The sequence below is a fragment of the Achromobacter insuavis genome (assembly GCF_902859645.1).
Classification (GTDB): domain Bacteria; phylum Pseudomonadota; class Gammaproteobacteria; order Burkholderiales; family Burkholderiaceae_B; genus Achromobacter; species Achromobacter insuavis.
In genome coordinates, this window is the sequence record NZ_CADIJR010000049.1 from 26,341 (window position 1) to 48,521 (window position 22,181).

The following is a 22,181-nucleotide window of genomic DNA, read 5'->3' on the forward strand; positions in this document are numbered from 1 at the left end:
AGAATGTCCGGGTCAAGTATTACGTGCGGCGCTGTGCAACTTGCACGAGGCGTCGGCCAAGATCGCCACGCACAGCTCGGCATAGCTCATGCCGGTGGCGCGGGCCGCCATCGGCACCAGCGAATGGCTGGTCATGCCGGGCGAGGTATTCATTTCAAGCAGCCAGGGGCGGTTGTCGGCGTCCAGCATGAAGTCGGCGCGGCCCCAGCCTTCACAACCCAGCGCGCGATAGGCGCGCACCGCGATGTCGGCGACTTCCTCGGCCACGGCCGGCGGCAGCGCCGCCGGGCAGAAGTACTGCGTGTCGTCGGAGAAGTACTTGTGCTCGTAGTCGTAGTTGCCACCCGGCGCGGCGATCTCGATCACCGGCAGCGCGCGCGCGGTCTTGCCGCCGCCCAGCACCGCCACGGTCAGCTCGCGGCCCTGGATGAACTGTTCGGCCAGCACTTCGGCATCGAACTTGGCGGCCAGGGCGTAGGCGTCCTTCATGTCGGAATAGCCCACCACCTTGGTGATGCCCACGGTCGAACCCTCATGCGGCGGCTTGATGATGAGCGGCAGGCTCAGGCGGTCCGGCACCAAGCGCAGTTCGGTGTCGGCGTCCAGCAATTCGAATTCCGGCGTGGGCAGGCCATGCTGCAGCCAGACGCGCTTGGTCATGGTCTTATCCATGGCCAGCGCCGAAGCCAGCGGGCCGCTGCCGGTGTAGGGAATGCCCAGCAATTCCAGCGCGCCCTGGATCGAGCCGTCTTCGCCGAAGCGGCCGTGCAGCGCGATGAAGACGCGCTCGAAGCCTTCGGCGGCCAGCTCGGCCAGGCTGCGTTCGCCCGTGTCGAACAGGTGCGCGTCGACGCCCGCGCTGAGCAGCGCCTGGTGCACGCCGGCCCCGGACATCAGGGACACTTCGCGTTCGGCGGAACGGCCGCCGTACAACACACCCACCTTGCCGAATTTCGCGCTCATGCCAATTCTCCAACTTGGGCCGGGACCTTGCTGATCGAGCCCGCCCCCATGACGATCACCACGTCGCCGTCGCGAACGAAATCGAGCACCGCCTGCGGCAGGTCGGCCACGTCCTCGACGAACACCGGTTCCACCTTGCCGGCCACGCGCAGGGCGCGCGACAGGGCGCGGCCGTCGGCGGCCACCAGCGGCGGCTCGCCGGCCGAATAGACCTCGGTCAACAGCACCGCGTCGGCCGTGCCCAGCACGCGCACGAAGTCCTCGAAACAGTCGCGGGTGCGCGTGTAGCGGTGCGGCTGGAACGCCAGCACGATGCGGCGGTCGGGCCAGGCGCCGCGGGCGGCGGCCAGCGTGGCGGCCATTTCCACCGGGTGGTGGCCATAGTCGTCGATCACCGTGAAGGTGCCGCCGCCATGCGCGGCCGGCACCGGGAATTCGCCCGTCTGCGTGAAGCGGCGGCCCACGCCCTTGAACGAGGCCAACGCGTCGCAGATGGCGTCATCGGCCACGCCCAGCTCGGTCGCCACGGCGATCGCCGCCAGCGCGTTGCGCACGTTGTGCAGGCCCGGCAGGTTCAGTTCCACCTGCAGCGGCGGCAGCAGCGTGTCGCGGTGGCTGCGCTGCACGTTGAAGCGCATGCGCGTGCCGTCGGCCTGCACTTCGTAGCCGCGCACCATCGCGTCTTCGTTCAGGCCGTAGGAGGTGATGGGGCGCGACACGAACGGCATGATCTCGCGCACGTTGGCGTCGTCGGTGCAGAGCACCGCGCTGCCGTAGAACGGCAGGCGCTGGGTGAATTCGATGAACGCGCTCTTGAGGCGGGCCACGTCGTGGCCGTAGGTATCCATGTGATCCGCGTCGATGTTGGTCACGATGGCCATCACCGGCAGCAGGTTCAGGAACGAGGCGTCGGACTCGTCGGCCTCGACCACGATGTAGTCGCCCTGCCCCAGCCGCGCATTGGCGCCGGCCGAATTCAGGCGCCCGCCGATCACGAAGGTCGGGTCCAGGTCGCCCGCGGCCAGGATGCTGGCCACCAGGCTGGTGGTGGTGGTCTTGCCATGCGTGCCGGCCACCGCGATGCCGCGCTTCAGGCGCATCAGCTCGGCCAGCATGATGGCGCGCGGCACCACCGGAATGCGCGCGGCGCGGGCCGCGATGACTTCGGGGTTGTCGCCCGCCACCGCGGTCGACGTGACGATGGCGCCGGCGCCGGTGACGTTGCTGGCGACGTGGCCGATGGCGATGTTCACGCCCAGGCCGGCTAGGCGGCGCGTCACGGCCGACTCGTTCAGGTCGGAGCCGCTGATGGTGTAGCCCAGGTTGAGCAGCACCTCGGCGATGCCGCTCATGCCGGAACCGCCGATGCCTACGAAATGGATATGCTGGATTCTGTGTTTCATGATGAACGCCCCGCTGCTTGTTCACAGACGTCGGCGATATGCGCCGCCGCATCCGGGTGCGCATGCGCGCGGGCCCGTTCTGCGACGGCTTGCAGTTCTTGACGGGTACGCTGGCCCAGCCAGTCCGCCAGCCACTCGGGGCTGAAGACGTTCTGCGGCTGCAGCCATGCGGCCTGCGCGTCGCTCAGGAAGCGCGCGTTGGCGGTTTGGTGGTCATCGATGGCATGCGGCAGCGGCACGAACAGCGCCGCCACGCCGACGGCGGCCACTTCGGACACCGTCATGGCGCCCGCGCGGCAGACCAGCAGGTCGGCATCGCCCATGGCGCCGGCCATGTCATCGATGAAGGCGCGGCAGTCGGCCGCCACGCCCGCCTGGGCGTAGGCCTGCTGCAGCGCCGGCAGATGTTGTTCGCCCGCCTGGTGCACCACCACCGGACGGCTTTCCTGCGGCAGGCGCGCCAGCGCTTGCGGCACGGCGGTATTGAGCGCCTGGGCGCCCAGGCTGCCGCCCACCACCAGCAGCCGCAGCGGACCGCCACGGCCGGCATAGCGCTGCGCCGGATCGGGCAAGGCGCACAGGTCGGCGCGCACCGGGTTGCCCATGGCTTCGCCCTTGGGCAGCACGCCGGGGAAGCCGCTCAACACGCGGCGCGCCATCCTGGCCAGCCACTTGTTGGCGGTGCCGGCCACCGCGTTCTGCTCATGCACCACCAGCGGCGTGCCGCGCAGCGTCGCGATGACGCCGCCGGGGAAGGCGACATAGCCGCCCATGCCCAGCACCACGTCCGGGCGCACCGACGACAGCCGCGCCCAGGCCTGGGCGAAGGCGCGCACCAGCAGGAACGGCAGCTTCAGCAGCGCCGTCACGCCCTTGCCGCGCACGCCGGCGAAACGCAGCGGCACCAGCTCGATGCCGCGCGGCGGCACCAGCTTGCCTTCCATCTTGTCCGGGTTGCCCAGCCACAGCACGCGCCAGCCACGCTGGCGCAGCACATCGGCCACGGCCAGGCCGGGCATGATGTGGCCGCCGGTGCCGCCGGCCATGATCAGGATGGTGCGCGACGCGGCGGTCATACCCGTCCTCCGCGCATCATGATGCGGCTTTCCACATCCACCCGTATCAGCATGGCCAGGGCGCACAGGTTCATCACCACGCCCGAACCGCCATAGCTCATCAGCGGCAGCGTCAGGCCCTTGGTCGGCAGCAGTCCCAGGCACACGCCCATGTTGATGAAGGCCTGCACCCCGAACCACATCGCCACGCCATGCGCCACCAGGCCCGCGAAGGTGCGTTCCATGGCGATGGCCTGGCGGCCGATGTCGAAGCCGCGATAGACGATGATGGCGAACAGCGTGATCACCAGCATCACGCCGGCGAAACCCAGTTCCTCGCCCACCACCGCCATCAGGAAGTCGGTATGCGCTTCGGGCAGGTAGTGCAATTTCTCGACGCTGGCGCCCAGGCCCACGCCCAGCCATTCGCCGCGGCCCAGGGCGATCAGCGAATGCGACAGCTGGTAGGCGCTGCCGTAGGCGTTGTCTTCGTTCCAGGGATCCAGGTAGGCGAACAGGCGCGCGCGGCGCCACGGCGACAGCCAGATCAGCATCAGGAAGGTGCTGACCAGCACCGCCAGCAGGCTGCTGAAGTACTTGCCGTTGATGCCGCCCAGGAACAGGATGCCGATCGCGATCGCCACGATCACCATGAAGGCGCCCAGGTCGGGCTCGAGCAGCAGCAGCATGCCGACGCCGGCCAGCGCGAACGCCATCGGCAGGAAGCCGCGGGCAAAGGCCTGCATGTGTTCCTGCTTGCGCACCGTGTAATCGGCGGCGTAGAGCAGCGCGGCCAGCTTCATCAATTCGGACGGCTGGAAATTCAGCGGACCCAGCGGGATCCAGCGGTGCGCGCCGTTGACCTCGCGGCCGATGCCCGGAATCAGCACCGCCACCAGCAACACCATCGCGACCACGAACATCGGCACCGCCAGGCGCTGCCAGACGCGGATCGGAATCGCCAGCACGACCGCGCCCGCCACCAGGCCGGCGCTGATGAACAGGCCATGGCGGATCACGAAGTAGTAGCGGCCATAGGAGGCATAGCGCGGGCCGTCGGCCAGCGCGATCGACGCCGAATACACCATCAGCAGGCCGAGCAGCAGCAAGGTCGACGCCGCAATCGCGAGCGGCATGTCGAAATTGCGCATGCGGGTACGGCCGGGCCGTACGGCGTTGACGCTGGCGGTGAGATCGGCGATCAGGCTCATGCCACCTCTCCCCGGTCGCGGGCCAGGTCTTCGACCTCTTCCACGAACACTTGCCCGCGATGCGGGTAATTGCGGAACATGTCCATGCTGGCGCAGGCGGGCGACAACAGCACGGCGTCGCCGGGCTGCGCCAGGTCGGCGGCGCGGCGCACCGCGTCGCGCAGCGAGTCCACGGCGATGCAGTCGACGCCGGTCGCGGCCAGCACGCGGCCGATCTCGGGACCGTCCTGGCCGATCAGCAGCACCGCGCGCGCATGGCGCGACACCCCCGGGATCAGCGGCGAGAAGTCCTGCCCCTTGCCCAGCCCCCCGGCGATCAGCACCACCGGCTGGCCCAGGCCTTCGAGCGCGGCCACGGTGGCGCCAACGTTGGTGCCCTTGCTGTCATTGATGTAGTCGACGCCGCCGATGTTGCGCACGAAGGCGGCGCGATGCGGCTCGCCCGCGTACTCGCGCAGGGTGCGCAGCATGGCGCCCCAACCCAGGTCCAGGCAGCGCGCAAGCTGCAAGGCGGCCAGCGCGTTCAAGGCATTGTGGATGCCGCGGATGCGCAGCGCATCGACCGGCATCAGGCGGCTCATGCGGCCCTTGGCGCGCACCGGCTCCGGCGCATCCTTCTTGCGGCGCACGGGCGCCACGGGTTCGTCGAAATCGACCGGCTCGGCCGCCACCAGCCAGGCCACGCCCTGGCCCAGCTCCAGGCCCATGTCGCCGACCAGCGCCGGCACGTCGCGGCCGAAACTGCGCACGGGCATGGCGTCCAGCGACGGCACCATGTCCACGGTATACGGATCGTCGCGGTTGACGATGGCGATGCGCGCCATCTTCAGCAGGCGCGCCTTGGCGCGGGCGTAGGCGTCCATGCCGCCGTGCCAGTCCAGGTGATCCTGCGTCACGTTGAGCACGACGGCGGCATCAGCCATCAGCGTGTACGAGGTCTCGAGCTGGAAACTCGACAGTTCCAGCACCCACGCCTGCGGCAGGTCGTCGGCGTCCAGCGCCCCCATCAGCGCGGTCAGCGCGGCCGGGCTGATGTTGCCCGCGGCCAGCACCGACAGGCCGCTGGCCTCGAGCAGGTCGCGCGTCAGCGCGGTGACAGTGGTCTTGCCGTTGGTGCCGGTCACCGCCAGCACGCGCGGGCGGTATTCACGGGTCTCGGCCAGCTCGGCCAGCGCCCGCGCAAACAATTCGATCTCGCCGATGACTTCGATGCCGCGGGCCTTGGCCTCGCGCAGCAGATCGCCGGCCGGCGCGCCTTCGGGCGCCAGTCCCGGGCTGATGACGACCTGGTCCACGCCGTCCAGCAGCGCGACATCGAAAGACGTGTCGCAGCCGAGGCGGTATTCCACCTCGGCCTGCGCCAGCGCGTCTTGCAGCGCCGCCAGGCCGCCCGGCTCCGCGCGCGTGTCGGCCACCCGCAGGCGGGCGCCCTGGCGGGCGCTCCAGCGTGCGGCGGCGACACCCGACTCGCCCAATCCGAGGATCAGGACGAGCGGCGCATCGGCGCGGGAGGTTTCCATCGTATTCATCGCAACTTCAGGGTTGAGAGGCCAATCAGCACCAGCATCATGCTGATGATCCAGAAACGCACGACCACCTGGGTTTCCTTCCAGCCGCCCACTTCAAAGTGATGATGCAGCGGCGCCATGCGGAATATGCGTCGACCTGTTCCATAACGTCGCTTGGTGTACTTGAACCACGTCACCTGGATCATCACCGACAGGGTCTCGACCACGAACACGCCGCCCATGATGAACAGCACGATCTCCTGGCGCACGATGACCGCGATGGTGCCCAGCGCGCCGCCCAGCGCCAGCGCGCCGACGTCACCCATGAAGACCTGCGCCGGATACGCGTTGAACCACAAAAATGCCAGCCCCGCGCCGCCGATCGCCGCGCACAGCACCATCAGTTCCGATGCGCCGGGGATGTACGGAAACAGCAGGTACTTCGAATAGTCGACGCGGCCGACCACGTAGGCGAAGATGCCGAGCGCGCTGCCGACCATCACGGTGGGCATGATCGCCAGGCCATCGAGGCCGTCGGTCAGGTTGACGGCGTTGCTGGTGCCGACGATCACGGCCCAGGTCAGCGCCACGAAGCCGAGCACGCCCAGCGGATAGCTGACGGTCTTGAAGAACGGCACGATCAGGTCGGCGCGCGTCGGCAGCGACATCGTGAAGCCGCTTCCCACCCAGGCTTTGAAGAGCGGCCACAGTTCGGTGTTGGCGGGCGCCGACACGGCGAACGCCAGATAGACCGCGGCCACCAGGCCGATGGTCGCCTGCCAGAAGAACTTCTGGCGCGCCGGCATGCCTTCCGGATCGCGATAGACCACCTTGCGGTAATCGTCCATCCAGCCGATCCAGCCAAAGCCGAACGTCACCAGCAGCACCACCCACACGAAACGGTTGGTCCAGTCAGCCCACAACAACGTGCTGATGGCGATGGAAATCAGGATCAGCACGCCGCCCATGGTGGGGGTGCCGGTCTTGACCAGGTGGGTTTCCGGACCGTACGAACGCACGGCCTGGCCGATCTTCATCTCGGTCAGCTTGCGGATCACGCGCGGACCGGCCACCAGGCCGATCAGCAACGCCGTGGCGCACGCCAGCACCGCGCGCAGCGTGATGTACTCGAACACGCCCAGCGCGCGCACATCATCGGAAAGCAGACGGGCGATCTCAAGCAGCATGGTTGTCCCCCTGCCCCTTGGACGCTTGTCCGTCATTGGAAATAAAAGCCGTCACTACCCGCTCCATGCGCATAAAGCGCGATCCCTTTATCAATACGCAGGACGCGCGCAGGCCGCGCAATGCGGCAACGACTTCGTCTACCGATGCGCAGGCGTGCGCGCCCGTGCCGTAGGCGGCAGCGGCCGCCCGGCTGGCATCGCCTAGCGTGATGAGCGCATCGAGGCCAAGCTCGCGCGCGTAATTGCCCACCTCTTCATGCATGGCGGGGCCGTTGTCCCCGACCTCGCCCATGTCGCCCAGTACCAGGACACGCGTGCCGGCCATGCGGGCCAGCACATCGATGGCCACGCGAACCGAGTCGGGGTTGGCATTGTAGGTGTCATCAATGAGCAACGTTCCGTCACTCAATTTCTTGTGCTGCATGCGGCCCGCGACCGGGCTGAAACCGGCCAGCGCCCGCACGGCGACATCGAGCGGCGCGCCCGCGGCGATGGCGCTGGCGATCGCCGCCAGCGCATTGCGCAGGTTGTGCACGCCGGGCACCGGCAGCGTCAGGTCGGCGCTGCCCATCGGCGTCACCACGCGGCAGCGCGTCGAATCGACGTCCGCCAGGATCTGCTCGGCATAGACATCCAGACCGGGCTGCAGGCCAAAACGCAGCGCGCGGCGCGGCGCGGCCAGCTTGTCCCAGATCGCCGCGTAGGGCTCGTCGCCGGGATAGACGGCCACGCCGTCCGCCGGCAGCGCCGCGATGGCGGCGCCGTTTTCCAGCGCCACCGCTTCCACGGTGTGCATGAATTCCTGGTGTTCGCGCTGGGCATTGGTCACCAGCGCCACGCTCGGCGCCGCGATGGCGGCCAGCTGGGCGATCTCGCCCGGATGGTTCATGCCGAGCTCGAACACGGCGGCGCGATGTTCCGGACGCAGGCGCAGCAGCGTCAGCGGCACGCCGATGTCGTTGTTCAGGTTGCCGGCGGTCGCCAGGCGGCCCGCCTCGCCGCGCCAACCCGCCAGCATGGCCGAGATCATTTCCTTGGTGGTGGTCTTGCCGTTGCTGCCGGTCACCGCCACCACAGGCAGCGTGAAGCGGGCGCGCCAGGCCGCGCCGATGCGCATCAGCGCCACGCGGGTATCGCCCAGCACCAGTTGCGGCAGGGTCGAATCCGGCACGGCATGCGCCACCACCGCGGCGCAGGCGCCACGCTCGGCGGCCTGGTCCAGGTAGTTGTGGGCGTCGAAGTTGTCGCCCACCAACGCCACGAACAGCTCGCCGGCGCCGATGCGCCGGGTGTCCGTCGACACGCCCTTGACCAACGGCAGCAGCAGCGCCAGCCGCGCCCACTCACGGTCATCGAACGGCAGTTTCTCGCCGCCGATGTCCTGGTAGGTTTCGTGACCCTTGCCCGCCAGCAGCACCACGTCTTCAGGCGCGCTGGCCCAGACGGTCTGCATGATGGCGCGGGCGCGGTCGACCTGGACGTCGGCGCCAGCCTCGGCCGGAATGCCCGCCAGGATCTGCGCCACGATGGCCTCGGGCGATTCGCTGCGGGGGTTGTCGCTCGACACCACCACGTGATCGGCCAGCTCGGCGGCGATGCGGCCCATTTCCGGACGCTTGCCCGGATCGCGCTCGCCGCCGCAGCCGAACACGCACACCAGGCGGCCGGCGCGCGCCTGCGCCACCGGACGCAGCGCGGTCAGCGCGCGCGCCAGCGCGTCGGGCGTATGGGCATAGTCGACCACCACCAGCGCGCCGCGGCCGGCATTGGCCTGGGTGCTGGCGGCAACGGGTTCCACCGTCTGCAGGCGGCCATCGACCGGATCGGTCGCGGCCAGCTCACGCGCGATCTGCGCGAACGGCAGGCCCAGCTTGTACAGCACGCCCGCCACCAGCAGCAGGTTGGAGACGTTGTGCGCCCCCAGCAGGCGCGTCACGATCTGCGCCTCGCCATGCGGCGACACCAGGGTGAAGATCTGTCCTTGCGCGGTGGCCTGCAGGTCACGCGCGCGCATCGCGGCCGGAATCGCCGGATCCGCGCTTAGGCTGTAGCCCATCACCGACAGGTCGGACGGCAGCGAAGCGATCAGGCGGCGGCCGGCTTCGTCGTCGGCGTTCACCACCGCGGCGCTCAGGCCGGGCCAGCGGAACAGGCGCGCCTTGGCGGCCTCGTAGCGTTCCATGGTGCCGTGATAGTCGAGATGATCGCGGGTCAGGTTGGTGTAGGCGGCCAGCGCCACCCGCACGCCGTCCATGCGGCCCTGCTCGATACCGATCGACGACGCCTCCATCGCCACCGCCTTGGCGCCGGCGTCGCGCATGGCGGCCAGCAGGCGGTGCACGGTCAGCACGTCGGGGGTCGTGAGGCTGCCGCCCAGCGTCTGCCCGTCGGGCAGCACGGCGCCCAGGGTGCCGATGGTGCCGCAGGGCTTGTCGTTGCGGCCCAGCGCGTGGGCGATCCATTGCACCGACGAGGTCTTGCCGTTGGTGCCGGTCACGGCCACCACGGCCAGCGCCGACGACGGCCGGCCGTACCAGGTGTCGCCCAGCTCGCCCAGCAGGGCGCGCAGGCCGGTCACCGGCAACATCGGCGTATCGCCAGCGGCCGCCGCGGCCTCGATGGCCTCGGTCGCGGGCGCTTCGAACAACACCGCGCTGGCGCCCAGCGCCAACGCCTTCTCTATATATAGACGGCCATCGCTGGACAGCCCCGGGCAGGCGACGAACACATCGCCCGGCTCGATCTCGCGGGAGTCCAGCTTCAGGTGCGCGGTCAACGACACGCGCGAATGCAACCACGCCACGGCTTGTTCGACCGTGGCGGCGGGGGATGAGAGGAAGCCTTTGGCGCTCATCTGCCTGGCTCCTTGATACCAGCAACAATTGTCGATTCGAAGGGCGCGTCCGGCCGCACCCCCATCAGCCGCAGACTCCCGCCAACGATATGGGAGAACACGGGCGCGGCGATCGCGCCGCCGTAATAGCCGCCGACCGTGGGCTCGTCGATCGAGACGGCCACCACGATCTTGGGATCGGACACCGGGGCAAAGCCCACGTACGAGCTGCGGTAGCGCTGCATGCTGTACTTGCCGTCGACGATCTTGCGCGCGGTGCCGCTCTTGCCGGCCACGCGGTAGCCCTGGACCTGGGCGGCCTTGGTGCCTTCCGGGCCGGCGGCCGCTTCCAGCATGCCGCGCACCAGCGCGGTGGTCTTGGGCGTATAGATCTTGACGCTGGTCGGATCGCTGTCGCGCTTGACCAGGGTCAGCGACACCATGTCGCCGTTGCGCGCGAACACGGTGTAGGCGCGCGCCACCTGCAGCAGCGACACAGACAGGCCGTAGCCGTAGGCCATGGTGGCCTTCTCGATCAGGCGCCAGCGGTCCCAGGGACGCAGGCGGCCGGGGGCCGCGCCGGGGAATCCCACCTGGGGCGCCTGGCCCAGGCCCAGTTCGGTGAAGCGATCCCACATTTCACGGGATTCCAGCTTCTCGGAGATCATCGTCATGCCGATGTTGCTGGACTTGCGCAGCACGCCGGCCACGTCCAGCGTGCCGTTGCGGCTGACGTCGCTGATCGTGCTGCCCTGGTAGGTGAAGCGGCCGTTGCCGGTCTCGAACAGGGTCGAGGTGGTGATGCGGCCCAGGTCCAGCGCCAGCGCGGCGGTGAACGGCTTCATGATCGAGCCGGGCTCGAACGTGTCGGTGATGGCCTGGTTGCGCAGGTTGGCGCCGTGAAAGGTCTCGCGCTTGTTCGGATCGAAGGTCGGCACGTTGGCCAGCGCCAGGATCTCGCCGGTGTGGACGTCCACGACCACGGCGGTGGCGCCCTTGGCCTGGTGCTTGTCCATGGCGTCCTTCAGTTCCTTGAACACCAGGTACTGCAGGCGGGTATCGATCGACAGGCGCAGATCCCGGCCGTCCACCGGCAGCGTCACGGCCTGCACGTCCTCGATGACGCGGCCGAGCCGGTCCTTGATGACGCGGCGGCTGCCCGGGCGGCCCGACAATTGCTGGTTGAAGGTCAGTTCGACGCCTTCTTGCCCCTGGTCCTCGACGCTGTTGAAACCCACCACGTGGGCCATCACGTCGCCGTCCGGGTAGTAGCGGCGGGTCTCGGGCTGCTGGTGCACGCCCGGCAGGCCGAGCTGCTTGATCTTGTCGGCCACGTCCATCGAGACCTGGCGCTTCAGGTAGACGAAGTTCTTGTCTTCCTCGACCCGGCGGCGCAGGTCGGCGATCGGCGTTTCCAGCAGCTTGGCCAGCGAGTCCAGCTGGCTGGGCGTGACCTGCTTCAGGTCTTCGGGGATGGCCCAGATGGCGCGCGCCGGCACGCTCGAGGCCAGCACCGCGCCATTGCGGTCCATGATCTTGCCGCGCGTGGCGGACAGCGTCAGGGTGCGCTCGTAGCGGCGCTCGCCCTGCTGCTGCAGGAATTCGGTGGACAGCCCCTGCAGGAACAGCGCGCGGCCGGCCAGCACGGTGAAACCGCCGAACAGCAGGATCAGCACCAGGCGCGCACGCCAGGTGGGCAGCTGGCCGCGCAGCACCGGATTGTCGAAGAACGGAACGCGCTTCATTGGGCACCTCCGTTGGCCGACACCGGCGCCTGGTTCAGGTACAGCGTGCGGTCAGGCACGATGGGAATCATCTTCAGGCTGTCGCGCGCGATCACGTCGACACGCGCATTGCGCGCCAGCTCGGCGCGTTCCAGCTGCAGGCGCCGCCAGTTGGTTTCCAGGTCGCGCGCCTGCGCCTGATCGCGACCCAGCTCGACGAAGAGCTGGCGCGACTGATACCGGCTGGTGACCAGGGAAATGGCCGACAGCATCAGCAAAGCCGCAACGATCAGGTTGACGCGACCCATCAGCGGCGCCCTCCCTTGCCGCCGCGGCGGGGCGGCGGCGCCAGATCGCTGCCGGGCAGCGAACCGATCTTCACGAACGCCATGCCGCCCTCGGCGGGCAGGGGCGTGGCGGTGCGTTCGGCGACGCGCAGCACCGCCGAACGGGCGCGCGCGTTGGCCGAGACTTCCTCGTCCTCGGCCAGCACGCGTCCCAGGGAACGCAGGACCGGCTGGGGCATTTCGCTTTCGCGCAGGGGCAGGCGCGCATGCGCGGCGGCCGGACGAGCCGCCGCCGCGATGCACTGCTTGACCATGCGGTCTTCAAGCGAATGAAAGCTGATCACCGCCAACCTCCCCCCTGGGGCGAGCAGGTCTAGAGCTGACGCGAGGGTGCGCGCGAGCTCTTCGAGTTCCCGATTGATGTAAATCCGTAGAGCTTGAAAGGTGCGTGTGGCCGGATGCTGCCCCTTTTCGCGCGTGCGGACGGCGCTGGCGACGCACTCGGCAAGTTCGAGCGTGGTGCGCAGCGGCCTTGTTGCGCGGCGAGCAGCAATCGCCTTTGCAACCTGAAAAGCAAACCGTTCTTCGCCATAATCCGCTATGACCTCCCGCATCTCATCCACACTGGCTTGCGCCAGCCAATCCGCCACCGTGGGTCCACGAGTGGTGTCCATCCGCATGTCGAGCGGGCCGTCCCGCATGAACGAGAAACCGCGCTCGGCATCATCGATCTGAGGCGACGACACGCCCAGATCCAGCATCACGCCATCGACCTTCTCGATGCCGAGCTGCCGCAATTCTTCGGCCATGGTGGCAAAGCCGCCATGCACCACCGTCACCCGGGAGTCCGCCGCCGCCAACGCATTGGCTACCGCGATCGCCTCGGGATCCTTGTCGAACACCACCAGGCGCGCCGCCGGGCCCAGGCGGCCAAGCAGTTCGCGGCTGTGACCGCCGCGACCAAAGGTGCCGTCCACGAAGACGCCGCGTTCCGCACGCGTAGCCGCGGCCGGCTCGTCGCCGGGCTGCGACCGTGCCGCGCCCTTGCCGCCGAAATCGGCCAGCAACAGCGCGTCCACCGTCGGCTCCAGCAGGACGGGCCGATGTTCGAATTCCATAACTCTTTCAGAACGAAAACTGATTCAACACATCCGGCATACCCTTGGCCAGATCCTCAGCCTCGCGGCTGGCCAGGGTAGCGGCATCCCACAGCTCGAAGTGGGCGCCCAGACCGAGCAGCATCACATCGCGCGTCATACCGGAAGCGTTGCGCAGTTCAGGCGCGATCAGGACGCGGCCGGAGCCGTCCAGTTCCACGTCCTGAGCGTTGCCCAGCAACAGCCGCTGCAACGCACGCGCCGTCATGGGAAAGGCGGCAATCTGCTCGCGCTTCTTTTCCCACTCGGGCCGCGGGTACACCAGCAGGCAGCCGTCTGGGTGGCGGGTCAGGGTCAGGCGGCCTTCCGCCTGCGCCATCAGCGCGTCACGATGCCGGGTCGGAATCGAGATCCGTCCCTTGGCATCCAGCGTGAGCGCGCTGCTTCCCTGAAACACCACTTTTACCCCACTTAATTGCACAATTTCCTACTATTTCCCACTCTACGGTATGGCAATGGGGCGGTCAAGCGCGCGGTTGCAATTTTTTCAATCACAACAAGGACTTAGAGCAACTTGTAAATGCGCAAAAAGAAAAACCTCCCAATAAATCAGGAGGTTGCGTCACTATCTAAAAGTGCTTCTTAAGAAGTGGCGGCTAACAATGCCTTTGCATTGTTTTACCCAGCCCGCTTGCCAAGGGTTGACGGGCGTTCCGCGCCAGATGGCGGATGGCCGGGCTTGAAAAAAGCCGGCCGGCGGCCCCGCTCCGATGAGAAATCCAATGCAAGACGGGTCTATAGGCCGGATTCTGTACGCCAGGTTTCCCTGGCGGGCGATCATTCCTCTGCGCGGATCATTGCTGAGCCGCTGTAGCCACCTACCCGCATGCTTGGACGGAGCCGCCCTTCGCGGCCCGAAAGCCACACGCATGCCTATTTGATGTTGCTCCGGGTAGAGGTTGCCGCGTTTCACCCTGCGATGCCGCCGGCCGTTGCCGACCGGCGCGATACGGAGATGGCCGTATCGGTGCGCGACTGGCGCGCCCGCCCCGCAGACTCGTCTCTGTGGCCCTATTCCTCGACCGCGCCCGAAGACGCGACCGGACGGCCGTTAGCCGCTACCCTGCCCTGTGGAGTCCGGACCTTCCTCGATGAACTTGCATCCACCGCGACCGCCCGACCCGCCTTGCGGTGCGTATTCTAGTACAGGTCGCCGCTCCGTCCCCGAACCCCGGCGCGGGTTCCTGCGACAATACCGGTCTGATCCGCTCATCCGCCGCAAGAACGACCTCACTACATGGCTCTCGCAACGCTCATCACCCTGACCGACATCCAGCTGGCCTATGGCCACCATCCGCTGCTGGACCACGCCGACTTCGCCATCCAGGCCGGCGAGCGCATCGGCCTCATCGGCCGCAACGGCGCCGGCAAGTCCTCGCTGCTGCGGCTGCTCGACGGCCGCACCGTGCCCGACGATGGCGACATCGCCCGCACCTCGGGCCTGCGCGTGGCCACGGTCGAACAGGAACCGGAACTGGACGAAAACGCCACCGTCTTCGACGTGGTCTGCAATGTCGACGGCGACCATGAAGACTGGCAACGCCCGTCGCGCGTGCGCGCCGTGCTGGAAAAACTCGGCCTGCCGGCGGACGCCCAGATCGCCGGCCTGTCGGGCGGCACCCGCAAGCGCGTCGCGCTGGCCCGCGCGCTGGTCGAGGAACCCGATCTGCTGCTGCTGGACGAGCCCACCAACCACCTCGACTTCGACGGCATCGCCTGGCTCGAAGAGATGCTGCGCACCTGGAAGGGCGCCGCCGTCATCATCACCCACGATCGCCGCTTCCTGGATTCGGTGGCCACCCGCATCGTCGAACTGGACCGCGGCCGGCTGCTCAGCTTCCCCGGCAATTTCTCGCAATGGCAGGAGCGCAAGGCCCAGTGGCTGGAATCCGAGCGCCTCGAACAGGCTCGCTTCGACAAGCTGCTGGCCCAGGAAGAAGTCTGGATCCGCAAGGGCGTGGAAGCCCGCCGCACCCGCAATGAAGGCCGCGTGCGGCGCCTGGAACGCCTGCGCGTCGAACGCGCCGAGCGCCGCGAGCGCGTCGGCGATGTGTCGCTGGCGCTGGCCGAGGGCCAGCGTTCGGGCAAGATGGTGGCCGAACTGGAACACGTCGGCAAACGCTTTGGCGAGAAGATCGTGGTGGACGACTACTCCACCACCATCCTGCGCGGCGACCGTATCGGCATCATCGGCCCCAACGGCGCCGGCAAGACCACGCTGCTCAAGCTGATCCTGGGCGAAATGCAACCCGACAGCGGCAAGACCCGCATGGGCACCAACGTGTCGGTGGCCTACTTCGACCAGATGCGAGCCCAGCTCGACGAAAACGCGACGCTGGTCGACATCATCAGCCCGGGCAGCGAGTGGGTCGAGATCGGCGGCACCCGCAAGCACGTCATGAGCTATCTCGGCGACTTCCTGTTCTCGCCCGCCCGCGCCGGTTCGCCGGTGCGCAGCCTGTCGGGCGGCGAGCGCGCCCGCCTGCTGCTGGCGCGCCTGTTCGCGCGTCCCGCCAACGTGCTGGTTCTGGACGAACCCACCAACGACCTCGATATCGAAACGCTGGAGCTGCTCGAAGAACTGCTGCAGGAATACTCGGGCACGGTGCTGCTGGTCAGCCACGACCGCGCGTTCCTGAACAACGTCGTCACCCAGACCATCGCCTACGAAGGCAACGGCCACTGGCGCGACTACGTCGGCGGCTACGACGAATGGGTGGCCCAGCGCCCCGCCCCGGCGCCTGCCGCGGCGGCGGAGGAAGACGCGGCCAAGGCGGCGCGCGCCGCCGACGAAGCCGCGGCCCGCGCCAAGGCCGCCAAGCCCAAGCCGGCCCGCGCCGCCAAGATGAATTCGTGGGAACTGCGCGAACTCGAAGGCCTGCCCGAAGCCATCGCGGCGCTCGAAGCGCAGCAGGCCGAACTGGCCGGCAAGCTCGCCGACGGCAGCCTCTATCGCGATGCGCCGGCCGAAGTCGAACGCATCAACAGCGAGCTGTCCAAGCTGGAAAGCGAGCTCGAGGAAAAATTCGCGCGTTGGGAATTGCTCGAGGCGCGCCGCGAAAGCGCCCTCTGACGCGATAGCGGGACCGCCGCGACCGCGGCGGGTCCGTCACCGCGCCCTCGACTTCAGCGCCCTCTATATATAGAGGGCGGCCGCCACCCACCATGTCCACATGGCGGCGGCCGGCATGCTCAGACTGCCGCGCGCCAGGCCAGCGTCTCGCCAGCGGCCAGCGGCACCAGTCCGGTGTCGCCGAACGGCACTTCATCCGGAATCTGATAGCTCTCGCGCACCAGCGTCAGCTTGCCGGTATTGCGCGGCAGGCCGTAGAAGTCCGGACCGTGGAAGCTTGCAAAGCCTTCCAGCTTGTCCAGCTTGCCGACCGCGTCGAACGCGGTCGCGTACAGCTCCATCGCATGCAGCGCGGTATAACAGCCGGCGCAGCCGCAGGCGTGCTCCTTCAGGCCGCGCGCATGCGGCGCGCTGTCCGTGCCGAGGAAGAAACGCGGGCTGCCGCTGGTGGCCGCTTCCACCAACGCCAGCCGGTGGGTTTCGCGCTTGAGGATCGGCAGGCAGTACCAATGCGGCCGCACGCCGCCCTGGAAGATCGCATTGCGGTTGTACAGCAGGTGCTGCGGCGTGATCGTTGCCGCGATCGGCCCCTCGGCATCGCGCACGTATTCAGCGCCTTCCTTGGTGGTGATGTGCTCGAACACCACCTTCAGCGCCGGGAACGCGCGGCGCAGCGGCTTCATCACGCGCTCCACGAAAATCGCTTCGCGGTCGAACACGTCGATCGACGGATCCGTCACTTCGCCGTGCACCAGCAGCGGCATGCCGCATTTCTCCAGCGCTTCCAGCGCCTTGGCGCATTTGCCCAGCAGGTCGGTCACGCCGGCGTCGGAGTTGGTGGTCGCGCCCGCGGGATACAGCTTGACCGCGTAGACCTGGCCCGACTCGTGCGCGCGGAAGATCTCTTCGGCCGAGGTGTTGTCGGTCAGGTACAGCGTCATCAGCGGCGTAAAGGCGTCGGCATCGCCGCCCGCCTTGGTCAGCGCGGCCAGGATGCGGCTGCGATAGGCCAGCGCCTGCTCGGTGGTGGTCACCGGCGGCTTCAGGTTGGGCATGATGATGGCGCGGGCGAATTGCCTGGCCGTGTCGGCCACCACCGCTTCCAGCGCCGCGCCATCGCGCAGGTGCAGGTGCCAATCGTCGGGGCGGGTGATGATCAGTTGATTCGTGTTTTGCGTGGACATGGAGAGCTTCTTAATCTGCCAGCGGCATGCCCCGTTCGGCCAGCGCGCAGAACATCGCGCTGCCCAGGGGGATGACGGCATCGTTGAAATCGAAATGCGAGTTGTGCAGCACGCAGCCGGAATCGGCCCCGCCCTGCCCCAGCCGGAAATAGGCGCCAGGCTTGCTTTGCAGCATGAAGGAGAAATCCTCCGACCCCATCGACGGTACCAGATCACGCACCACGTTTTCCTTGCCGATCATCTCGGTGGCGATGTCGGCGACCAGGTTGGCGTGCTGCGGCGTATTCAGGGTCGCGGGATAGATGCGTTCGTAGGTCAGTTCGGCGGTGCCGCCAAAGGCGCTGGCAATCGCCGTGACCAGTTCGCGCATGCGCGTCTCGACCATCTCCTGCACCGACTTGCGGAACGTGCGCACCGTGCCCACCATCCGGGCCTCGCGCGGAATCACGCTCATCGCGCCGGGATGGCCCGCCTGCAGCGAGCCGATGGACACGACGGCGGAATCCAGCGGATTGACGTTGCGCGACACGATGGTCTGCAGCGCCGTGATGATCTGGCCGGCGATCGTCACCGGGTCGATCGTCTGATAAGGATGCGCGCCGTGGCCGCCGCGGCCGGTGATCAGGATCTCGAAGCGGTCGGCCGCCGCCATCATCGGCCCCGGATTGATGCCGATGGTGCCAGGCTTCAGGCCGGGCCAGTTGTGCAGCGCATAGATGGCGTCACAGGGAAAGGTGTCGAATAACCCATCCTCCATCATGGCTTTGGCGCCGCCGCGCCCTTCCTCGGCCGGCTGGAAGATGAGGACGGCCGTGCCATCGAAATTGCGCGTCTGCGCCAGGTACTTGGCGGCCCCGATCAGCACCGCCGTATGGCCGTCGTGGCCGCAGCCGTGCATCAGGCCCGGCTTGGTCGACTTGTGCCCGAACTCGTTGTCCTCCGTCATCGGCAGCGCATCCATGTCGGCGCGCAGGCCGATCATGCGGCCGCTGTCGCAGCGCTTGCCGCGGATGACGCCCACCACGCCGGTCTTGCCGATACCCCGGTGCACCTCGATTCCCAGCGCCTCCAGCGCGCCGGCAACGATCCCGGACGTCCGGACTTCTTCGAAGCCAAGCTCGGGATGGGCATGCAAGTCGCGCCGCAGCGCCGTCAATTCGTCATGAAACAGCCGAATTGATTCCAAAGGAGAACGTGCGTACATAGGAGGTTACAGAATGACGTGAGAGGGGGGACAGTCGGGATATTTTAGTTGCTACAGAGGATAAATGCCTTTGTCTTTACCGGAGAGACACGTTATGCTCCGGCCGCAGGACAATTTTTCCAACAGCCAGAGAAGGAGCGCCGCATTATGGCCACAACCTCCAAACCCGCGACCGCGCGCAAGCCGAACGCTGCATTCATGAAGCCCCTGACTCCCAGCGCCGAACTGGCTGCTGTGATCGGTTCGGAAGCCGTGCCGCGCACCGAGGTCACCAAGAAGATCTGGGAATACATCAAGAAGCACAACCTGCAAGATGCGAGCAACAAGCGCAACATCAACGCCGATGCCAAGCTGCGCCCGATCTTCGGCAAGGATCAGGTCACGATGTTCGAACTGACCAAGCTGGTCAACGCACATCTGAAGTAAGCAGGCAAAGGGCGTACCCGGTACGTCCCTGCCTCGATACTGTCGCGACGCCCTGGCTTGAACGCCGGGCGGACCCGACTTCCGGCGCTTCCCGCCACCGCAGGCTTTCCGCCTTGCGCAGCCAGTCCCACACCCGCGATGGGCACGGCTCTCCTCCCCCTCCATATCCGTTTGCATGCGAACGCTGTCGCGTCCAATCGCTTGGACAACGTCGTCCCGGTCTTGATCGATCGAGAGATACGCGCCCGTTCTGAATGCGTGTTGCACAGCGAAGGCCCGCGATATCTCGCGGTTCGCAATGTCCGACACGCCATGGCCTCCCCTCATCCCCTTGCGCGGAACGCCCTGTACGGCATCGCATCCGCGATGCCGTCGATCACATTAGTCATTGCCCGCAAAGCCTTGCCCAGCCTGGCTCTTCAGCGTTTCGCCAGCGCCGGCGAGAGGCGCGATTTGCGCGCCTCCTCGAGCAACCAGGCGCGAAATGCCTGTGCGTCCGGCCGCTGTGCGGCCGTGCGCGAAGATACCAGCCAATAGCTATAGTCGTTGGGCAGCACCTGATCGAACAGGCGAACCAGCTTGCCGGCGCGCAGATCATCCGCCGCCAACATCAAGCGCCCCAGCGCCACGCCCGCCCCATCGGCCGCCGCTTGCAGCACCAGCGCGGCATCACTGAATTGCACGCCCTGCGTCAGGTCCAGCGACACCCGCGCCAGTTCGCACCACTGGCGCCATGCCGCGCGTGGCTCGTCGTGCAGCAGCATGACGTTCGCCAGGTCGGCGGGCTCGGACAAGGCCGGCGGGCCTTCCGCCAACCGGGGATGGCACACCGGACTCAGATACTCCCGCGCGATCAAGTCCGACTTCAGTCCCGGCCAACGGCCCAGGCCGGAGCGGATGCCAAGATCGAATTCATCATCGCCCGGCCACAAGCGCGCCGAGCTGGCGACACGGAACTCGATCTCGGGATGACGTTGGCGAAACGCCGGCAGACGCGGCAACAGCCAACGCGAGGCAAAGGAAGGCAGCGCCGTGATCCGCAACGGCCCCTCGCGATGCTCACGCGCCTGCTCCGTGGCGGCCGCCATGCGGTCAAATGCGAGCGATAGCTCATCCAGATAAGCCTGCCCCTTGTGCGTCAATGCCAGCGCATGACCACGCCGGACGAACAGCTCCCGGCCCAGCCATTGTTCCAGCGCCCGCACCTGGTGGCTGATGGCCGCCTGCGTTACGCACAGCTCGGCCGCCGCGCGCGTGAAACTCAGGTGACGCGCAGCGGCTTCAAAGGCGCGCAAGGCGCCGAGCGGAGGCAAGCGTCGCATGAACTCGATTAGCCTGAGTTATCGAAGGCATGAGAATAGATCGTTTTGCCAGCCTCGGTAAGCCCCGTTTAATGGCGGCTTCGCCGGTGCTCAGCCCAATACGCGCGCCGGTCCACGGCCAGCCAAGGAGCGGCAATGACGGGATGGGAAGTCTGGATGGCGTTTGTCGGGTATGCGGTGCCCATGATCATCAGCCCCGGGCCGGGCAATACGCTGCTGGCCACCGCGGGTGGCCGCTACGGCTTGCGGGGGTCCGTGCCCTTCTGGGTCGGATTCGAAGCCGCGAACCTGGCGCTGTGCGCGCTTTACGGCCTGGGCCTGGGCGGCGCCCTGCATGAGCATCCGCAGATCCACGTCGTGCTGAAGTGGATGGGCGTCCTCTACCTGCTTTATCTGGCCTGGGGCTTCTTTCGTGCATCGGCCAGACCCGCAAGCCAGGCCGCCGACACCCGGCCGCTCGGCTTCGTCGACGGCTTCATCTGCGTGATCCTGAATCCGAAAATCCACTCGATGATCGCGGTCATGTTCGCCCAGTTCCTCATGCCCGGCGTCAGCCTGTCGCTGCAGGTCGGGCGGCTCAGCGCAGCATTCGTGATCCTGGGCCTGTTCTGCCATTTTCCCTGGATCTACGGTGGCAAGGTCATCCTGGGACGCTTCAATTCGCCGCAGGCGCTGCGCATCCAGGCCAGGGTATTCGGCAGCGCCATGTTGCTGGTCGCGCTGTACGTCGTATTGAACGGATAAAAAAAGGCCGGCATCAGCCGGCCTTTTTTGCTCGAGAACCTGGAATCAGGCGTAGGAGGTCGGCGCAACGCCGTCCAGCAGGGCCAGCCAGCCCTTGATCAGGCGGTACAAGCCCCACACCACCGTCGCGACCACGCCGATCCAGCCAATATAGATGATCAGCGCCAGGCAGCTGATGGCCAGCCACAGCAACGCCCACCAGAAGGTGCGCAGCAGCCAGTCGAAATGGGCGGCATAGACGGTGCCGGCGACGTCCGAACGCTTCAGGTACATCAGCACGACGGCCGCCAGCGTGGCGATGCCCAGGAAACCACTGGTCAGAAAGCCCAGGGCGAACAAACCATAGGCCACATGGGTCAGCGTGCGCAGGTCTAATGCCGTACCGGGCGCGGGGGTCTGGGTATCACTCACGATTACGCTCCAACAATTGACTCGGTCAATCTTACCGCACAAACCCAGCCGGCCCACGAGCGTTGTTATTTGGGCACATTCAATGCTGGCGCGGGTTGCAGGCTTGCTCAAGGTGATTTTGACAGGCCGTTTTCAGCGTTCGGAAGATCACGGCGTCGATGATTACGCCGTCGTGGCGGCGTCTTGAAAACCGCTGCGAAGGCGGCAATGCGGCGTCTTGAAAACGCTGTGAAAGTGGCAATGGACGGTCAGCGGCCGCCTTGCAAAGGCTTCAAATGCGTTGATGGAAGGCCACACGGAAGATCAACCCCACCAGCAAAAACCCCCGTGCGGCGTCAGCCGCACGGGGGTTTCTTTTTGGGGTTTTCCGCGCGCACAAAAGACAAAACCCCACAGGCGAGAGCCTATGGGGTTTTGCGGAATAAAAGCCTGACGATGACCTACTTTCACAGACGTCCGTCCACTATCATCGGCGCAAAGGCGTTTCAC

19 protein-coding genes and 1 other RNA gene are annotated in these 22,181 nt (G+C 67.1%); 3 read left to right on the plus strand and 17 right to left on the minus strand.

Annotated elements, in window-relative coordinates:
* Positions 1-12: 12 nt before the first annotated feature.
* From H0523_RS21660 to rnpB, 12 genes are all read right to left on the minus strand, one after another.
* Positions 13-963 (minus strand): D-alanine--D-alanine ligase, encoded by a 951-nt coding sequence (locus tag H0523_RS21660; protein WP_054433504.1) that lies wholly within the window; start codon positions 961-963, stop codon positions 13-15.
* The gene (murC, locus tag H0523_RS21665) at positions 960-2,366 is read right to left on the minus strand and encodes a UDP-N-acetylmuramate--L-alanine ligase (RefSeq protein ID WP_054433503.1); all 1,407 of its coding nucleotides are present in this window, start codon (positions 2,364-2,366) and stop codon (positions 960-962) included. Before murC ends, H0523_RS21660 begins: the two co-directional genes overlap by 4 nt.
* Positions 2,363-3,442, minus strand: coding sequence for an undecaprenyldiphospho-muramoylpentapeptide beta-N-acetylglucosaminyltransferase (murG, locus tag H0523_RS21670; protein ID WP_054433502.1), 1,080 nt, complete (start codon positions 3,440-3,442; stop codon positions 2,363-2,365). Before murG ends, murC begins: the two co-directional genes overlap by 4 nt.
* Positions 3,439-4,632, minus strand: a complete 1,194-nt coding sequence (gene ftsW, locus H0523_RS21675; RefSeq protein ID WP_049071387.1) for a putative lipid II flippase FtsW — start codon at positions 4,630-4,632, stop codon at positions 3,439-3,441. The genes murG and ftsW overlap by 4 nt, the downstream gene beginning before the upstream one ends.
* Positions 4,629-6,161: a UDP-N-acetylmuramoyl-L-alanine--D-glutamate ligase gene (gene murD / locus H0523_RS21680; RefSeq protein WP_054433501.1), complete on the minus strand. Its 1,533-nt coding sequence runs from the start codon at positions 6,159-6,161 to the stop codon at positions 4,629-4,631. Before murD ends, ftsW begins: the two co-directional genes overlap by 4 nt.
* Complete coding sequence (gene mraY / locus H0523_RS21685) at positions 6,158-7,327, minus strand: phospho-N-acetylmuramoyl-pentapeptide-transferase (RefSeq protein WP_006392951.1); 1,170 nt, start codon at positions 7,325-7,327, stop codon at positions 6,158-6,160. Before mraY ends, murD begins: the two co-directional genes overlap by 4 nt.
* A complete protein-coding gene (murF, locus tag H0523_RS21690; protein WP_054433500.1) occupies positions 7,317-10,181 on the minus strand; it encodes a bifunctional UDP-N-acetylmuramoyl-L-alanyl-D-glutamate--2,6-diaminopimelate ligase MurE/UDP-N-acetylmuramoyl-tripeptide--D-alanyl-D-alanine ligase MurF in 2,865 nt (954 codons plus the stop codon). The genes mraY and murF overlap by 11 nt, the downstream gene beginning before the upstream one ends.
* Positions 10,178-11,905, minus strand: coding sequence for a peptidoglycan D,D-transpeptidase FtsI family protein (locus H0523_RS21695; protein WP_054433499.1), 1,728 nt, complete (start codon positions 11,903-11,905; stop codon positions 10,178-10,180). Before H0523_RS21695 ends, murF begins: the two co-directional genes overlap by 4 nt.
* A complete protein-coding gene (ftsL, locus tag H0523_RS21700) occupies positions 11,902-12,192 on the minus strand; it encodes a cell division protein FtsL (protein WP_054433498.1) in 291 nt (96 codons plus the stop codon). Before ftsL ends, H0523_RS21695 begins: the two co-directional genes overlap by 4 nt.
* Positions 12,192-13,289 (minus strand): 16S rRNA (cytosine(1402)-N(4))-methyltransferase RsmH, encoded by a 1,098-nt coding sequence (rsmH, locus tag H0523_RS21705; protein WP_054433497.1) that lies wholly within the window; start codon positions 13,287-13,289, stop codon positions 12,192-12,194. The genes ftsL and rsmH overlap by 1 nt, the downstream gene beginning before the upstream one ends.
* 7 nt (positions 13,290-13,296) lie before the next feature.
* The gene (gene mraZ, locus H0523_RS21710) at positions 13,297-13,725 is read right to left on the minus strand and encodes a division/cell wall cluster transcriptional repressor MraZ (RefSeq protein WP_006392946.1); all 429 of its coding nucleotides are present in this window, start codon (positions 13,723-13,725) and stop codon (positions 13,297-13,299) included.
* Positions 13,726-14,050: 325 nt separating this feature from the next.
* An RNA gene (gene rnpB, locus H0523_RS21715) (RNase P RNA component class A) lies at positions 14,051-14,456 on the minus strand.
* Positions 14,457-14,565: 109 nt separating this feature from the next.
* Between rnpB and H0523_RS21720 the strand changes: the two genes are divergently transcribed.
* Positions 14,566-16,401, plus strand: a complete 1,836-nt coding sequence (locus tag H0523_RS21720) for an ATP-binding cassette domain-containing protein (RefSeq protein ID WP_054433496.1) — start codon at positions 14,566-14,568, stop codon at positions 16,399-16,401.
* 119 nt (positions 16,402-16,520) lie between these two features.
* Here H0523_RS21720 and pyrC read toward each other — a convergent pair whose 3' ends face one another.
* Positions 16,521-17,600 (minus strand): dihydroorotase, encoded by a 1,080-nt coding sequence (gene pyrC, locus H0523_RS21725; RefSeq protein WP_156333546.1) that lies wholly within the window; start codon positions 17,598-17,600, stop codon positions 16,521-16,523.
* Complete coding sequence (locus H0523_RS21730; protein ID WP_054433494.1) at positions 17,596-18,789, minus strand: M20 aminoacylase family protein; 1,194 nt, start codon at positions 18,787-18,789, stop codon at positions 17,596-17,598. The genes pyrC and H0523_RS21730 overlap by 5 nt, the downstream gene beginning before the upstream one ends.
* Before the next feature lie 147 nt (positions 18,790-18,936).
* On the opposite strand from H0523_RS21730, the gene H0523_RS21735 reads away from it, so the two are divergent.
* A complete protein-coding gene (locus H0523_RS21735; protein WP_006217453.1) occupies positions 18,937-19,215 on the plus strand; it encodes an SWIB/MDM2 domain-containing protein in 279 nt (92 codons plus the stop codon).
* Positions 19,216-19,634: 419 nt separating this feature from the next.
* On the opposite strand, the gene gcvA is transcribed toward H0523_RS21735, so the two are convergent.
* On the minus strand, positions 19,635-20,537 hold the full coding sequence (gene gcvA / locus H0523_RS21740; protein WP_054433493.1) for a transcriptional regulator GcvA: 903 nt from the start codon (positions 20,535-20,537) through the stop codon (positions 19,635-19,637).
* 135 nt (positions 20,538-20,672) lie between these two features.
* Here gcvA and H0523_RS21745 point away from each other — a divergent pair, with 135 nt between their 5' ends.
* Complete coding sequence (locus H0523_RS21745) at positions 20,673-21,281, plus strand: LysE family translocator (protein WP_054433492.1); 609 nt, start codon at positions 20,673-20,675, stop codon at positions 21,279-21,281.
* 45 nt (positions 21,282-21,326) lie between these two features.
* Here H0523_RS21745 and H0523_RS21750 read toward each other — a convergent pair whose 3' ends face one another.
* Together H0523_RS21750 and H0523_RS32135 are read right to left on the minus strand one after the other, a co-directional pair.
* Positions 21,327-21,692 carry a DUF4870 family protein gene (locus H0523_RS21750; protein WP_035359985.1) on the minus strand — a complete coding sequence of 122 codons (366 nt, stop codon included), beginning with the start codon at positions 21,690-21,692 and terminating at the stop codon, positions 21,327-21,329.
* A 303-nt stretch (positions 21,693-21,995) separates the two neighbouring features.
* Positions 21,996-22,181 (minus strand): hypothetical protein (locus tag H0523_RS32135; protein ID WP_218950881.1); only part of this gene is annotated, 186 nt, incomplete at its 5' end.

Bases quoted from the DNA above. Each gene is read 5' to 3' on its own strand.
- murD (WP_054433501.1), bottom strand. From the start codon at position 6,161: ATGAATACGATGGAAACCTCCCGCGCCGATGCGCCGCTCGTCCTGATC.
- rsmH (WP_054433497.1), bottom strand. From the start codon at position 13,289: ATGGAATTCGAACATCGGCCCGTCCTGCTGGAGCCGACGGTGGACGCG.
- gcvA (WP_054433493.1), bottom strand. From the start codon at position 20,537: ATGCGACGCTTGCCTCCGCTCGGCGCCTTGCGCGCCTTTGAAGCCGCT.
- H0523_RS21730 (WP_054433494.1), bottom strand. From the start codon at position 18,789: ATGTACGCACGTTCTCCTTTGGAATCAATTCGGCTGTTTCATGACGAA.
- mraY (WP_006392951.1), bottom strand. From the start codon at position 7,327: ATGCTGCTTGAGATCGCCCGTCTGCTTTCCGATGATGTGCGCGCGCTG.
- murG (WP_054433502.1), bottom strand. From the start codon at position 3,442: ATGACCGCCGCGTCGCGCACCATCCTGATCATGGCCGGCGGCACCGGC.
- murC (WP_054433503.1), bottom strand. From the start codon at position 2,366: ATGAAACACAGAATCCAGCATATCCATTTCGTAGGCATCGGCGGTTCC.
- H0523_RS21745 (WP_054433492.1), top strand. From the start codon at position 20,673: ATGACGGGATGGGAAGTCTGGATGGCGTTTGTCGGGTATGCGGTGCCC.
- ftsL (WP_054433498.1), bottom strand. From the start codon at position 12,192: ATGGGTCGCGTCAACCTGATCGTTGCGGCTTTGCTGATGCTGTCGGCC.
- H0523_RS21695 (WP_054433499.1), bottom strand. From the start codon at position 11,905: ATGAAGCGCGTTCCGTTCTTCGACAATCCGGTGCTGCGCGGCCAGCTG.
- H0523_RS21735 (WP_006217453.1), top strand. From the start codon at position 18,937: ATGGCCACAACCTCCAAACCCGCGACCGCGCGCAAGCCGAACGCTGCA.
- murF (WP_054433500.1), bottom strand. From the start codon at position 10,181: ATGAGCGCCAAAGGCTTCCTCTCATCCCCCGCCGCCACGGTCGAACAA.
- H0523_RS21720 (WP_054433496.1), top strand. From the start codon at position 14,566: ATGGCTCTCGCAACGCTCATCACCCTGACCGACATCCAGCTGGCCTAT.
- ftsW (WP_049071387.1), bottom strand. From the start codon at position 4,632: ATGAGCCTGATCGCCGATCTCACCGCCAGCGTCAACGCCGTACGGCCC.
- H0523_RS21660 (WP_054433504.1), bottom strand. From the start codon at position 963: ATGAGCGCGAAATTCGGCAAGGTGGGTGTGTTGTACGGCGGCCGTTCC.